This is a genomic window from Facklamia lactis, assembly GCF_015863205.1.
Lineage (GTDB): Bacteria > Bacillota > Bacilli > Lactobacillales > Aerococcaceae > Facklamia > Facklamia lactis.
Genome location: NZ_JACBXQ010000007.1, coordinates 15,709 through 30,332, shown reverse-complemented (window position 1 = coordinate 30,332; position 14,624 = coordinate 15,709). Strand labels below are relative to the sequence as shown.

17 protein-coding genes are annotated in these 14,624 nt (G+C 38.1%); 2 read left to right on the top strand and 15 right to left on the bottom strand.

Features of this window, described 5'->3' with window-relative positions; all coding sequences use genetic code 11:
- Positions 1-297 precede the first annotated feature (297 nt).
- The 14 genes from HZY91_RS10465 to HZY91_RS11100 all read right to left on the bottom strand — a co-directional run bounded on the left by HZY91_RS10465 (position 298) and on the right by HZY91_RS11100 (position 10,846).
- Positions 298-810 carry an HD domain-containing protein gene (locus tag HZY91_RS10465; protein WP_197116218.1) on the bottom strand — a complete coding sequence of 171 codons (513 nt, stop codon included), beginning with the start codon at positions 808-810 and terminating at the stop codon, positions 298-300.
- 23 nt (positions 811-833) lie between these two features.
- A complete protein-coding gene (locus HZY91_RS10460) occupies positions 834-1,310 on the bottom strand; it encodes a GNAT family N-acetyltransferase (RefSeq protein ID WP_197116217.1) in 477 nt (158 codons plus the stop codon).
- 325 nt (positions 1,311-1,635) lie between these two features.
- Positions 1,636-2,181, bottom strand: a complete 546-nt coding sequence (locus HZY91_RS10455; protein WP_197116216.1) for a GrpB family protein — start codon at positions 2,179-2,181, stop codon at positions 1,636-1,638.
- 299 nt (positions 2,182-2,480) lie between these two features.
- Positions 2,481-2,918 (bottom strand): VOC family protein, encoded by a 438-nt coding sequence (locus HZY91_RS10450; protein ID WP_197116215.1) that lies wholly within the window; start codon positions 2,916-2,918, stop codon positions 2,481-2,483.
- 289 nt (positions 2,919-3,207) lie between these two features.
- Positions 3,208-4,734 carry a ribosomal protection-like ABC-F family protein gene (gene abc-f / locus HZY91_RS10445; protein WP_197116214.1) on the bottom strand — a complete coding sequence of 509 codons (1,527 nt, stop codon included), beginning with the start codon at positions 4,732-4,734 and terminating at the stop codon, positions 3,208-3,210.
- 324 nt (positions 4,735-5,058) lie between these two features.
- Positions 5,059-6,657 carry a complex I subunit 5 family protein gene (locus tag HZY91_RS10440; RefSeq protein WP_197116213.1) on the bottom strand — a complete coding sequence of 533 codons (1,599 nt, stop codon included), beginning with the start codon at positions 6,655-6,657 and terminating at the stop codon, positions 5,059-5,061.
- Positions 6,648-7,004 (bottom strand): sodium:proton antiporter, encoded by a 357-nt coding sequence (locus tag HZY91_RS10435; RefSeq protein WP_197116212.1) that lies wholly within the window; start codon positions 7,002-7,004, stop codon positions 6,648-6,650. The genes HZY91_RS10440 and HZY91_RS10435 overlap by 10 nt, the downstream gene beginning before the upstream one ends.
- Positions 7,005-7,006: 2 nt before the next feature.
- The gene (locus tag HZY91_RS10430; RefSeq protein WP_197116211.1) at positions 7,007-7,672 is read right to left on the bottom strand and encodes an MnhB domain-containing protein; all 666 of its coding nucleotides are present in this window, start codon (positions 7,670-7,672) and stop codon (positions 7,007-7,009) included.
- On the bottom strand, positions 7,665-8,192 hold the full coding sequence (locus HZY91_RS10425) for a Na(+)/H(+) antiporter subunit B (RefSeq protein ID WP_197116210.1): 528 nt from the start codon (positions 8,190-8,192) through the stop codon (positions 7,665-7,667). The genes HZY91_RS10430 and HZY91_RS10425 overlap by 8 nt, the downstream gene beginning before the upstream one ends.
- Positions 8,179-8,484, bottom strand: a complete 306-nt coding sequence (locus HZY91_RS10420; protein WP_197116209.1) for a monovalent cation/H(+) antiporter subunit G — start codon at positions 8,482-8,484, stop codon at positions 8,179-8,181. Before HZY91_RS10420 ends, HZY91_RS10425 begins: the two co-directional genes overlap by 14 nt.
- Positions 8,481-8,738, bottom strand: a complete 258-nt coding sequence (locus HZY91_RS10415) for an MrpF/PhaF family protein (RefSeq protein WP_197116208.1) — start codon at positions 8,736-8,738, stop codon at positions 8,481-8,483. The genes HZY91_RS10420 and HZY91_RS10415 overlap by 4 nt, the downstream gene beginning before the upstream one ends.
- Positions 8,738-9,217, bottom strand: coding sequence for a Na+/H+ antiporter subunit E (locus HZY91_RS10410; protein ID WP_197116207.1), 480 nt, complete (start codon positions 9,215-9,217; stop codon positions 8,738-8,740). Before HZY91_RS10410 ends, HZY91_RS10415 begins: the two co-directional genes overlap by 1 nt.
- Before the next feature lie 513 nt (positions 9,218-9,730).
- Positions 9,731-10,591 carry a GNAT family N-acetyltransferase gene (locus tag HZY91_RS10405; RefSeq protein ID WP_197116206.1) on the bottom strand — a complete coding sequence of 287 codons (861 nt, stop codon included), beginning with the start codon at positions 10,589-10,591 and terminating at the stop codon, positions 9,731-9,733.
- 120 nt (positions 10,592-10,711) lie between these two features.
- Positions 10,712-10,846, bottom strand: coding sequence for a hypothetical protein (locus HZY91_RS11100; RefSeq protein WP_268888833.1), 135 nt, complete (start codon positions 10,844-10,846; stop codon positions 10,712-10,714).
- A gap of 334 nt (positions 10,847-11,180) precedes the next feature.
- Here HZY91_RS11100 and HZY91_RS10400 point away from each other — a divergent pair, with 334 nt between their 5' ends.
- Entirely contained in the window at positions 11,181-12,035 is an 855-nt protein-coding gene (locus HZY91_RS10400; RefSeq protein WP_197116205.1) for an SDR family oxidoreductase, read from the top strand.
- A complete protein-coding gene (locus HZY91_RS10395) occupies positions 12,035-13,321 on the top strand; it encodes a dicarboxylate/amino acid:cation symporter (protein ID WP_197116204.1) in 1,287 nt (428 codons plus the stop codon). The genes HZY91_RS10400 and HZY91_RS10395 overlap by 1 nt, the downstream gene beginning before the upstream one ends.
- A gap of 113 nt (positions 13,322-13,434) precedes the next feature.
- Here the strand turns inward: HZY91_RS10395 and HZY91_RS10390 are convergent, their stop codons facing one another.
- A complete protein-coding gene (locus HZY91_RS10390; RefSeq protein ID WP_197116203.1) occupies positions 13,435-14,610 on the bottom strand; it encodes a M20 metallopeptidase family protein in 1,176 nt (391 codons plus the stop codon).
- Positions 14,611-14,624 lie beyond the last annotated feature (14 nt).

Below are 14,624 nucleotides of genomic sequence, written 5' to 3'. Positions count from 1 at the left end.
TCTAATCTGAACCTATTATACAAAACATCTGATAAATTAGTCTGAAAATCCGTAAATTATATATGAAAACTTGTTTAATGTTCGGATAAATGAAATAAACAGGAAAATTTCTTTATAAAAAAACTTCCTAAAGCAATTGAAACCCTCTTAAAAATAAATGAATTCAAATATACAAGGAGTCAATTCGCTACAAAATCCTTTTTTAAATAGACCGACCCCAAACGTTAGTCCGAAAATCTAACAGTTGAGGTCGGTTTTTATCAAAACATTCTTACGAATTCAATAGAAAATGATGTCCTACAATATTTCTTGTTCATTTATTTGTGTCATTAAAAACCCAAATACCGGTTCATCTTGAATGTTTTTCTCACAAACATCTATTAAATACTTATACTTTTTTCTTAGATATCTTTTATTTTCTTCACTGGAAAGTGAAAAAAAGGGTGCCGTATCAGCTACATCAAGACATTTAATAATCAGTGCCTCTTTACCAAAATCCTGACAATTATCAATCATGTCGATATTTCTTTGTAGTTTATCTTTGGTTGCAAAATTAAAAGATAATGCCCTTACAAGTTCTCCCATATATTCACCAAAATTATCAGAAATTTCTTTTGGTGTGCAGGCGGTATCTTCTAATAGATCGTGCATAATTGAACCTAGGATAATAGTTTCATTATAACCAAGCTCTATTGCTTTATAAGCTACATTTAAACAATGAAAGTAAACCGGCTTCCCAAAATTATGATTAGAATTATTGAAATGATCCGCAGTAAACAATAAAGCTTTATTTATTAAATAATTATCCATTTTACTCCTTAATGTTTTATTGATTAAATTGATTTAATATCCTTATACATATTTATAAAACGAAAAGTTGAACCATTGGTTTTCATATCAAATTCGTCGTCTTTAATGAAACCGACTTTTTCATAACATTTAATGGCTCGCTCGTTAAAAATAGCCACCGACAAAGTAATTTTATTAACGTGATAATTTTCAATAATATAATCTAGCGTTGTATTAATGAACCAATTACCTCTACCTTGCCCCGTCAAATCAGGCTTCATACCCAGGCCATAATTGAACACTCCAAATTCTAACTCATCAATTACAAAATAACCAACTAACTTGCCATTCTCTAACACTTCAAAATATTGATCTCCTCGTTCATCAGATGAAATTAATTCCTTATAATCCTCAATATCTTCAGTTGAATCATAGAATCGATATATCCCATTATACTTCCAATCATTCGCAATTTCCTCCGCATGAAGTTGCGAGAGCTTTTGGACAGTAATGTTATCCATCTCATCACCTTTCCTTTAATGAATTAAAAAAGTACAGACTGATCCCTTTTCAATCATTCTAAAAGAAAATAGCAATGCTAAATCCATATCCCATTCCAAGTGCTTGAATTGATCGTTTCTTCATATGGATTTCCTCCTGTCGTCTATTCATTATAGCATGTATTTTGGTTAAAAATTAAGTCTGATTGGTGGTATATTTAACGCCTAAATTTCCCACCAACATACTGATGCATAATGATTAAGTTCATCACTCCTACCCCAAATATTAGAGGCGTAAATCGTAATAAAACCTCCTAATATTTGATTCTATCAAATGCGAATATTATCAACGTTTCTCCTTATTCCTATTTTCGTGGTTAATAATTGACTGAATAAAGGCTGCTTTCGCTTCGGTGTATTTTGGCCTATCTTTTGAGAATTCTTCTGATAGCTTCATTTTCAAATCCATATATTCAGCTCGACTCTCTTTATGTGATCGTAGAAAATCTCGAAATGCTATAAGATCAGAACATTTTTGCCCACCTAAGTTTACTAAATGAACAAAATGTGTATGCTTTTGAAAAGACTCATCTTCAAACTTGGCTAATACGATTTCATCCTCTTTTTCAACTCTTAATCTATAAATACCAATTGATTTCAAAGATTCAAAAAAAGATTCAGGCATCTTTTTATAATCATCCACACCTATGAGGATATCAATAATCGGTTTTGCACACAATCCATTGATTGAGGTGCTCCCAACATGCTGAATATATTCAGGCTTAATTTCTAATACTTTTAAAATTTCATTCTTGACTTTATTAAAGTCTTCAACCCAGCTTTCTTGATATTCACTTAAAACAACCTCTCCACGTTGAACACCTAACGGCATAGCCTTTCCCTCCTTTATCTGTATCATTCGAAAATGGAACTTTAATAATATTTCTGACTTCAAAAAAACTCTTTCTTTAAGTTTTCAAATACTTCATACCAGAAAGTCTTACTAAACCTTTTATTTTCTTTTTATATCTAATTTTTCTAAAAATTTAATCTGTGTTCGTCTACATTTTCTTTTTACGTTATAAGAGACATTAGTATAAATAAAAGAAATAACAAAATACCTATTTTGGGGGTCACATCATCCTGGAAGGTGTTCATCAGAAATCTTTTGACTACCACTTTCTTACAAGCTTAATAAGCTGAGATCATCCAAGTAATGCCGAAGGGGGCGTTGAACATAGCGTAGAGGTTGGTCCATTCGGTCTCCCCTAGAGGCATGGTGATTTCGCAATCGGTGTCGAGGGCCTTTTGGTAGAAGGCTTTAGCTTGCTCAACTTCTGCTTCGTTCTTACCATCAAAAGTGAAGCAAATACTGGCTCCCTCGTTATTCACTGGCTTTTTGCCCCATGAATCGGACACCATAAAGGTTTGTCCCATCACCTCAAATTCCGCATTCATGACAAAGTCCTTCACAACTTCTTCCGGCATTTGAAATTCTTCAGCAGAATCTTTGAACATCTCATCATTTCCCATGGTTTTGCTCTTAATCACCGCTCCAAAGTGTTCTTGGTAAAAATCCAACATTTCATTGGCTCGATCCGTACATAAATAAGGTATTGCTTTAAACATTTTTATCTCTCCTTTTCTTCGATTAGAGCGATTCTCTCTAAATCTAAAGTTGACATGTCACACCTCAGAACTTATTCTAGCTAAAATTAATATTTCATTCACTCATTCGAAAGGCTTTTTAACATTCTCTCCATCCACCAATGACTTCTCATCTTATTTAAGTGTAGTATAGCGCTTAATCATCGCCTCGTCACTTCACAAGCACTTGATCCACTCTGCACTATGGGTCACAAAATACTAATAAAAAATAAGCAGCGCCTTCTGATAGCTGCTGCTTATTTTATAGGATTTACCTGCCGCCTAAGGCCTCTATTTCTTGCTTCAAGGCTCTAATCTCCTCAAGTGAGGCTTCCGGATCAGCCACTAATTGTTCCAAACGAAAGGTCAATAATTGAAGCTGCTTGTCAGATGAATCTTCATAGTTGGCTTGGTAAACCGGTGTAATCAGTTTTTGCTCTTCGATAAAGTAATGCTGCTCTGCCGTCGCTTCCACAAATTCTCGATCATGCGAAACCAGGATAAAGGCACCTGGGTAATCCTTCAGAAAACCTTCTACCGCTTCCAAGGTAGTAATGTCGAGATAGTTGGTGGGTTCGTCGAGGAGGAGCAGGTTGTGATTCCCAAGGAGTACCTTGGCGAACTGTAATCGCACCCGCTCTCCACCGGATAAAGTGGCCACTTTTTGATCCACGCGGTGAATATCAAAGCCCAGCGCTGCCAAGACATTACGAATCAGATAGTCCTCCTGCAAACTAGTGGCTTGAACATTGGCTAAGAGACTGAGTGAATCTTCCAATTCATCAAAATTCTGGGCAAAGTAACCGATATTCAAATCAGCCGTATAATAGCCCGCGAGTTCCTGGGCCAACAATTGGCGGAAAAAACTGGTTTTTCCAGCTTGATTAGGACCATTAATCGAAACCTTCTCCCCCTGTAGTAGCTTAAAAGACTCGAGATGAAATAAGAATCGACCCGCCACGCTGACCTCATTTGCCCTTAAATTCAGCAGGGTTTGCTTCTTATTCGAGAGATGGCCGACTTCTTTAAAGAAATAGTGTGGTGCTTGATTCGGAGCCTCAACCTCTTCTAATTGTTCAATCCGCTTAGACAAGACCTTGCTGGATTTGGCTAGAGACTTCTCTTGCGCATCGTACTTTCCCATCCGAGACATGACTTTGTAATCCGAAACAGAGACATTCTTCTTCCGCTTCTTAAAGCGATTGGCCCGCTCCATTCGTCTCTTCGCCTCTTCTTCAAGTTGGCTCACTTTCTTCTGGTAGGCTTCATATTTAATTTGCTGGCGGTGTTGCTCTTGAGCCTTATGTTCTAGATACTGACTATAATTCCCTACATATTCTGTGACCTGTTGCTGATCAATCTCCCATATTTTGTCGACCAATTGATCCAGGAAATAGCGGTCGTGACTGACCACGAGAAAGGTCTGTTGGGAATCCTTGAGAGCTTGAATCAAGTCCTCTAGATGGTCACGATCCAGATTGGAAGTGGGTTCATCTAGGAGTAACAAAGGTCGGTTTGCTTCAAAGGCCTGCTGAATCGCGGCGATACTCTGCTCGCCTCCCGACATCTTGGAACTTTCTTTCAACTGAGGCACATAAGACCAGGATCGCTGAACCTCGATCCGCCCTTCATAATCTGAATCCTCTCCGACGATCATGCGCAACAAGCTTGATTTGCCCTTTCCATTCCCTCCTACTATACCGATCCGTTCTCCTTGGTTCACGACTAAGTGTTCAATTTCAAATAACAGTGTGGTTTCAATTTCTTTTACAATCTTTCTTAATTCTACTTCTTGCATATTCTTTCTTCCTTTCAAGCCAGGCGTTGGTGACCGTCAAAAGAATAGCCAAGTAAAAAATGTACACAAAAAGACATAAGTCCTATTCTAAACGAATGCCTAAGTACACACTGATCCCTTGATTGTGGGAGGTGTTTTTACTTAGCTAAATCGTTTAAAATAATCATTATGTCTTTAAACCTCTCGTTTCTATCAATTAATACCAGTATAACAAAAAATGCAAGTCGCTTCCAACAAACAGAACCTTTACTAAAGGCGAGCCAAATAAACTACCTGGGTCAAGGGTTGGAAGCCAAGTTTCTGATTAATAATTAGGGGCAGAATTTAAAGCGAGGTCATCAAAAGAAAATAACAAACAATCACGGTAAATGTGACAATAATCATTCCAACCATCGTATGAAAAGAAACATCAACCCTCACACCTTTCTGATAAAGGGTGAGCTTCGGTAAGACCTTGAGATAAATAAGAGTCGCTAACACCAAGTAACCGAGCCAAGTCAGAGCCTTCACTAAAAAGTCTTCAAACGACAGGATCAAAGTTTCGCCAGTCATCCAATGGACGATATCTTTCGCAAAAAGCCCTGACCCAAAAACCAATACAGCTGAAATGACTAACGCAATCTGCTGATTCATTGGAATTCTTTGCACTCGAACAGACTTCCCAGTCTCAAAAAGAATCGATCCTAGTTTTACAAACGAAAGAATCGTCCCAAGGTTTATTAATTCGATCACCCACTGGAAGAACGTATTTTTGTAATCGTAAGCAATTAAATACTTGGAAGTAAAACCGTTGAACAAGGGGGCTCCTGTAATCCCTAAAATGCCAACTAATAAGCACACTCCTAACAATGGATAGTAGCGGAAAACCCCTGAAATATCTGAAATTCTTCTACTTTTATATTTCTCAACGATTAAGCCAATCGTCAAGAATAGTAAACTCTTAAAGAAAGCATGGTTGACGATATGTAAAAGCCCACCATAATACCCTTGTGGTCCAGAAGACACAATTCCAATTAAAATCAAACCAATTTGTGAAATCGTATGATTAGCTAAAATCAGCTTTACATCTTTGGTTAGAATAGCCAAGACAATTCCTAAGATTGAAGTAATCGTCGCTATCCATAGAATAAAGGGCCTTAATGGAAGCACCCCTTCAAACAATCCAATATACCGAATCAATAAGTAGAGCGAGATCTTAATGAATACACCTGACAGCATCGCTGAGACTGCTGAATGAGCCCCAGGCGTTCCATGAGCCCTTGGCAACCAGAAGGATAAAGGAAAACACGCCGACTTAAACAATAAACCCGTTAATATAAAAGCCACAGCCAATATTAATTCTTCGCTGTCAACTTCAGCCACCTGCTCCTGGATAAAACTTAAATCCAGATTGCCAAATATCTTATAGAGAAGGCCTACTCCGATTAAATAGAACATAATCGCCACAGTATTTAGAAGGATATAAGTCAAGCCATCATAAGCGGAACGTTTCTCGCGGAGATACATAATTAAAATACCACAGATTAACGTTGCCAATTCTAATAAAACAAATAAATTAAAAATATCAATCGATAGAAAGGCCGTATACAGGATCGCCTGCATGGTTAAAAACAAAAAATGAAATGTATTATCGAGTTCTATTTCTCGTATGATATACAATCCGATGACAAAAAAGATCAAACTGGTCATCAATAAAAGGACAGAAGAGACCCGATCACTTAACAAACCAATCCCTAATAAGGCTACATCTTTCATTCGGATCGAAATGGTTCCATGATTTAATACTTTATACAAATTATAAGAAGATAGAAGCACCAGTATGAACCGGCCACCATCACCGACTCTTTGGAGCGAACGATTTGAAAAGAGCGAAATAATCAGCCCAGCGACAATGGGTAGCAGAACCATGATGATTAAGTGCATTCCGTCACCTCATCTTTTTCTTCCTGCAAAACATGCCATAAAGAAGTGTTATATTTGCGATGAACTATGTTCACCAAGGCTATCGTCACCGACAGCACTGCCACTCCAATCACAATCGTCGTAATCATCATGGCTTGTGGTAAAGGATCTGCTAATAAATTAGGATCATTCGATAACATAGGAGCTTTCTGTTCGGGCCGGTAATTAATTGAAAGGATAAAAATCACCACCCCTAATTCTAGAATTGAAAGAGAAAGAACGGACTTCACAATATTATTCTGTGTCAAAAGCCCTGATAAACCCAAAAAGAAAAAGATAATACCAAATATTTCAATACTATTAACCACTTCTAGTCCCTCCCAACAAATCTTAAAAACAATGCCGTAAAAGCAGCCGCCACTTCAAAACCAATAAAACTATTGATCAGGAGAATAGACCCTCGACTATAGGAAGCAGGCACAAAGCCCCCAATCACAAATCCAATTAAGAGAATTAAAACCAAAAATAGCCATTTTTCTATTCGATATGGGATATATGGATTAAATAAGTACTGCTCAGAAACAATGTATCGACTCATAAATAAGGCGGCTAGAATCGCTCCCCCTTGAAAGCCACCCCCAGGCGAATCAGCGCCATTCACAATGATATAGATACCTAAGATCACAAAGAAGGGATAGATCATACTTAAAATTTGTCGAATGAGTGTAAAGACAGGTTCTTGATGAAATTCAAATTGATACAATGCCTGTTGATCTTCATGATGGGCAACATTTGTTAAAAGAAAGACTCCCTGGATCGAAACGAGTAAAAGAAGAGCTTCAAATAAGGTGTCAAACAAACGATAATCAAGGTAAATAGCACTCACCAAATTATTAACTTCAATCTTGTTGATTCCCTCTTGAATATACCCCTGAAAGACCAAGTCTTCAGAATGACCTTGTTGGATCAACAAATACAGAACGAGAAATCCACTCAAACCGATTAAAAGTAAACGATAGTAAATAGGTTTAATCATGGCGTTCCTCCCCCTTATCTTTCCGAACACAAAACTCAACATCCCTGAACTCAGAATGTAATGCCTGATAAATTTGTTGACGATGGCCGTCTTGTTCCAGAGCATAAATATAGAGCTTGTCTTCTTCCACAATATAATAATCTGCAAAACGGTAGCGACTCAAATTTTCTTTAAGGCTTAAATGATTATTAATGAAATGAACATCAATATGATCTGGACTATAAATATCGTTAAAAAGCATCTGCAGTTCTTCTTCTTTAATCGTTTCTACATTATAGATAACATAGACAATCTGATGGTGTTTCAAGGCGACTAAATAAATAATCGTTGACAAGGTAGAACCTATAACGGCCTCAGCTAATGCCACATCTGGGGCCGCAAGAATTAAAAATAACAGACCACTCAGAACCGAAATCCCACCATTCAAAATAATGGACCGACGAATACTATTCCCGTAAATGCACAAAACAGCCAAGGTAAATAATAGACACAATAAAAAATATAGACTAAACCTTTCCATTCGATTTTCCTCCGGTATCTTCTTTTTGACCTGTTTTCCAAGAAGAAAGTAACAAAAAATGCGTCAGCATTGGATTAATTAATGTGATCACAATAAGGATAATCCCCAACTTTAGAGAAGTTGGATTAAAACCGATGTGTAGCATAAGGCCAATAATTAATAAGATTGCCCCCGTTGTATCAATTAAAGTCGATGACATCACACGAGCATGAAATGTTTTCGAACGATGGAGCCCTAGTGTTCCCAATAAAACAAAAAGAATCCCTAAGAGTAAAAAAATTGAAGAAATCATAGGTCCCCCTTCCGGTATAAGTAAATCAGAATAAAGAAACTACCAATAAAACTTAAAAAAGAAAAAATAATCGACACATCAAAATAACTACTATTTTCTTCTTTAATGGCATAAATAAGAATTAATATCACAATCAAGTTCATGATATTGTTCGAAGCCAAGATTTGATCCCACATATTATTATGAATCACAATATAATAAATCAAGTAACTAATGACAAATAGAATAAGAAGCCCAACCCATTGTATGATCATTAGCGTTTAATCCCCTTCCACATTTGTTGAATTTCCAAGCTTAAATCTTTTTCAGGTACATTTCTTGGATTCAAAACAATGATTTCTGCCCTGTCTTGATTGATCTCTAAGGTGATCGTTCCAGGTGTTAAAGTAATTAAATTACATAATAAAGCATTAATAAAATGATCATTTGAAGGGAGTTCCACTGCTACTCGACTGATGATCATCTTATCAGATAGAATTGCTTTGATGACGGTTAAGGATGAGGGAATAATGGATAAGATGGTCTTGATAATAATAATGGCACAATTGAGTAAAGTGCGAAAATCAAAATCTTTACCTTCTGTTTCTAGAACATAAATCTGAACTAAAAATAAGGTGGGGACTCCGATCATAAACCCTATTCCTAAAGCATGAAAACTAAGCGCTTCATTTAATAATATCCAAAAGAATGCCATCATTACTAATAAAACCAGCACAAAATTATACTGTTTCATGACTCAACACCTTCTCTCCTATCAAAAATCACAATTTCTCTATCTCCGCTAGCCCTCTTATCAAAGGAGGACTTATTAGAATAATAAAATTAAAATTTCTATCAAAAAGTTGTTCTTATTTGCTATTTTACTGACTTAACGAAAATTATTGACCCATCATTTTATCTATATACTTTTCCTGATAAATTGTAACAAATAATAAAATGTTTTTAAACCAAAATATCAATCCATTTCGATCATTGGCAAGGAAAAAAGGCCCAGTGTTTCAATACCTCATCCGAATACTTCTAACCACTCTAGTAGTAGCCCTTCGCTCTATTCTGTCCTTATTGTGGGCGAGGTGATGAAGGTTTTCAAATAACAACCTCACTTAATACTTTGGACTAATCTATCCGTGTGTTTGATCCTTACAGAAGTCATCAGTATACAAAAACCCCCTTCACTGTTGTCCAGTGAAAGGGGGACATATCAATCTTAGGGAGCCCTTCAAAATGGGGCGCACTGAATGATTCGCTATGAAATTTCGTCTAAATAAACCACCTGGGTCAGAATGTTAAAGCCTAATTTCTGATAAAGAGTTCTAGCCACGTGGTTGTCATCATCCACGGCTAAACGACAATCGCGATCGTTCAAGTCGTCCAAGTCATTGATTACCTTTTTGACCAGGTAAGAGCCAATCCCTTGATGCTGATACTCTTTCAGAACCGCCAAACCATAAAGATAATTTTCCGCATCAGAGAGCTCGATGGTACAAGAGGCAATGACTCGACCGGCTCGCTCGATTACATACAGGTGATTCTTAGGATCCTTTAAAGCTTCATCACAATAAAGGAAGGCTTCGGAATAAGGGCTCTCAAAAGCTTCCATCTGTAAACGAGTAATGCCCTCGACATCTTCAGCTTGAGCCAAACGGAAATTCAAAGCCTCATTCTTGTCAAAAACAAAACGCTCCCGTTCCCTATCCATTAAGAATTCGGTCGATTCATCCATTTGTAGCCCTGTTTGACGCAAAAATTCAGGGTGTTGGTCAAGAAATGCTTTCTCACTCACGAAGCAAGACTGGTCAATCGGATAAGCACCGCATACTTGCCGGTATTCCGTAATTAAAGCGGAGGCGATACCCTGACGACGATAATCAGGATGGACATAGACACTTAATTCCACTTCCGGTGAGTCGGCATAGACCGATAACAGACCGACTAATCGTTGACCTTCATACGCTAGAAAGAAAGCCGGCATCTCTTTATCAAAATTAAACAAATTGGATAAATAAGGCATCCGAAAACTACTATCATATTGCTGACACCTCTTAATTAAAGCTCGGGCCGCTTCTAATTGACTTGCCTTTAACATGGGGACACTAATAATTTCCATACCGAATCCTACTTTCAATGATTTGTGTAAATTCACTTGCCCATTATACCATGTTAAGCGTTTTCTTAGAATGCCCGTTTACAAAAAAAGAAGAGCTAGCGCCCTTCTTCCTACTTCCAACTATTTATTATTTTTATAATTATAAGGTTTAACAAAGAGATTGTTTAAGCGACGGACTTTCTCACGTGAAGATAAGCCTTTATGACGTGAAAGATTGGCACGATCGTACCATCCTAATTGTGGTAACATTGACATAGCACATCACTCCTCTTTTCTAATTTTTTGGACAGACTTAATATATATCAATTCGAGCAAAAATTCAAAATGTTTTTCATAGAAAACGTTATTAGAAAAGGCTTTCTGAGCAATTTCTTATTTTCAAAATTCTTTCTCATCACTTTCTATCTTGTAAACCTTTTCGATTTAATCTGCCCTACCATTCGAGACCCTCTTTGATTATTTTTCAACAAATCGGTCACTCTCATTTGTCTCTTTAAAATTATCTGTTAAAATTAATACATAATGAGTGAAAACTCCTTAAAATTAAAATTTAATTTGATTCTATTTTTTTGGAAAGGAATAGATGTATATGATGAAAACAAACGATATCATCTGGCTCGTCGGACGTTCTGGCCGCCTAGGTTCTGCAATTGAGGGGATTCTCAAACGTGACTCCCACCATACCATTATTGGAACAGACGAAAAGGATGTAGATATTTCAGTGCTCAGCCAGGTCGAACAATTTGCTGAACAAATGAAACCAAATATCATTATTAACTGTGCCGCCACTTCGCATAAACTATGGTACGAGGAACATCCGGAAGAAGCGTATGCCCTTCACAGTCTGGGGGCTCGTAACTTAGCCATTATGGCCCATAGTTTAGACGCTCACTTAATCTATCTATCGAGTGATTTTGTCTTTGATGGGGCGTCTACTCAAGCCTATACAGAATTTGATACCCCCAACCCTCAAACGGTTTACGGGAAGACCAAGCTGATCGGTGAAGACTATGTCAAATCCTTCTGCAATAAATACACGATTATTCGCAGCTCTTGGCTCTATGGCAAGCGTTATTTATATGAGATTATTGAACAGGCCAAGCAAGGTCAAGTTACCATCCATAAAGATATCATTGGAACTCCGACCTCTTCCCTCGAATTAGCTGAAGAAATTATTCACCTCTTCAATACCAATGGTTACGGTACCTTCCATGTGTCATGTGAAGGCGAAACTTCCATCCGAACTTTTATTCAAAAGATCTTAGATACCGTCGGCTTAGAGGCCGAAATCATCGAAAGCGACCAACCAAGTCGCTTCGAAGAACTGAGACCCCGTTATTCGGTCCTAGACAATATGATGTTACGCATGACCCATCAACCCCCAATGAAAAATTGGGAAGATGCTCTAGAACGCTTCATTTCTGAAAGGAGAGTGAAAAAATAATGACCAGCAAATTCAAAAAATTATCCCTCACCAAGCAGATTCTCCTAGGTCTCTTCCTGGGAGCCCTCTTTGGTCTAGCCATTCATTTCTTACTACCACAAGGCAATTTCCGCGATAAATTCCTCGTGGATGGTCTCCTCTATATCGTAGGAAATGGCTTCTTGCGTCTGATTCAAATGATTGTTGTTCCCCTCGTCTTCTTCTCGATTGCCTCGGGGGCTATCTCGATGGGAGATACGGGGGCTGTTGGAAAGGTCGGAGTCAAGACTTTAGCTTTCTACTTCTTAACCACAGCCGTTGCGATTGTCATCGCCCTCTTCTGGGGACGTCTGATTAATCCAGGTTCAGGCGTTGATCTCTTATCGATTGATGCTTCTGGTTTTGAAGGAACGGAAGCCCCTAACTTTGTCGAGACTATCCTGAATATTATCCCTTCTAACCCGATTGCCGCGATGGCCGAAGGTGAAATGTTGCAGATCATTGTCTTTGCTATGGCGACCGGAATCATTGTGGGGCAGTTGCCTGATAAGCTTTCCCTCCTTACCCGAATCATTGAAGAAGGAAATACCTTTGTCTTCAGTCTAACGGACAAAATTTTATTATTGGCACCTTATGGGATCTTTGCATTAATTGCCAGAACCTTTGCCCAACTTGGTTTCGATTCAATTATGCCTTTAATTAGCTACATGTTTGCGGTTATTTCAGGCCTGTTCTTGCAATTTGGTCTGGTCTATCTGCCATTAATTTTCCTATTTACTCGCTTGAATGTCATGACCTTTATTAAGAAATTCATTCCGGTAGCGACCTTTGCCTTTTCTTCGGCGAGTTCCTCTGCTACCATACCAGTCTCCCTTCAAGCCACCGATGATATGGGAATTTCGCGTAAGGTTTCAGCCTTCTCGATTCCACTCGGTTCCACCATCAACATGGATGGAACAGCGATTATGCTAGGAATTGCGGTTATCTTTGTCGCCAACTTGTATGGCATTGAGCTCGACATGGCCGACTATATTAACGTCATCTTAACCGCTACCCTCACTTCCATTGGAGCAGCAGGTGTTCCCGGTATTGGGGCCGTTCTCCTCTCCATTACCTTTACCTCTGTTGGTTTACCATTAGACGGCGTCGCCCTCATCATGGGGATCGACCGCTTACTCGACATGGCTCGGACCGTCACCAACGTAGCCGGCGACATTGCTTGTACCTTGGTCATCGCTAAAACAGAAAAAGCCCTTGACCTTGATCAGTACAACTCAACGGTTCAAATGGCGAGTGATGAATTCTAAGTTTATTCTTTACTCGTATATAAAAAGCCTTGCTTCATGCAAGGCTTTTTGTGTGGAGGTATTTAATCATTTAAATCGAATCCAGATATTTTTTTATAAAATCAAAACAAATCTTATAAATTTCCTTTCAAATAATCCACGGCTGTTTGAGCAAAAATCGCGGCAGTTGGAGCCATCATTTCTTCATTCATAACGACTTTAGAATTATGAACATTATATTGATATAGATCAGAATCTTTATGTGCTGAAATGAAGTAAACGGAAGGTACCTCTTTCGAGAAGAATGCAAAGTCTTCAGAACCATTCTGCTGCGGGAAATCAAAAATTTCATAAGCATCTCCAACCGTTTCCTCAGCAACTTTACGAACTCTCTCAACTAATTCTGGATCATTAAACAAGACTGGCACATCTGCAATCCATTCAATTTCCATTTCACAACGAAATGCTTTAGCCAATAGTTCAGCAATTTCCGGTATACGCTCTTTCATATACTTTAGCGTTTCATTAGTAAACGAACGAGCAGTTCCTTCCAAAACAGCTTTATCCGGTATTAAATTCATTGCGCCATTACCATCAAACTTCCCAAAGGTAATTGATCCCCCGCTAGTAAAATCAACTTCACGAGCTAAAATACTTTGTAAACCATTGAATATAAAGGTCGCTGCATACACGGGATCAACCCCTCTAGATGGCATAGCACCATGCGTTGATTTACCAATTAAAGTAATCTTGAAGTTTAAGGCCCCTGACATTGAATGATCCTTCATAAATCCAATTCCTTTAGGTGCAATCGGCCAAACATGACTGGCAAGTGCAAAATCAACTTTTGGATTTTCTAAGACCCCTGCCTTGACCAATGTTTCCGCCCCATTTAATAACTCTTCTGCTGGTTGAAATAATAACTTTACAGTTCCTTCAAGCTCATCTTCTCTTTCTTTTAACATTCGAGCTACGGTTAAAAGCTGCGCTGTATGGATATCATGCCCACATGCATGCATTTTTCCATCAATTTTAGAAGAAAACTCCAATCCTGTATCTTCTTGAATCGGTAGAGCATCAATATCAGCACGTAGCATAATGGTTTTACCAGGCTTACCAATATTCACTACCACACTGTTCTCAATGGGTGCTTCAAATGTTTCAGGGTCATAACCGTACTCTTCTAATTTACTTCGGATATAGGCCGATGTTTCGACTTGATCGTACCCTAATTCAGGATATTGGTGTAAATGGCGTCTGTTCGCAACCGTTTCCTCTTGAAGTTCTTTAGCTCTTTCATAAAAAGACATAATATTCTCTCCTT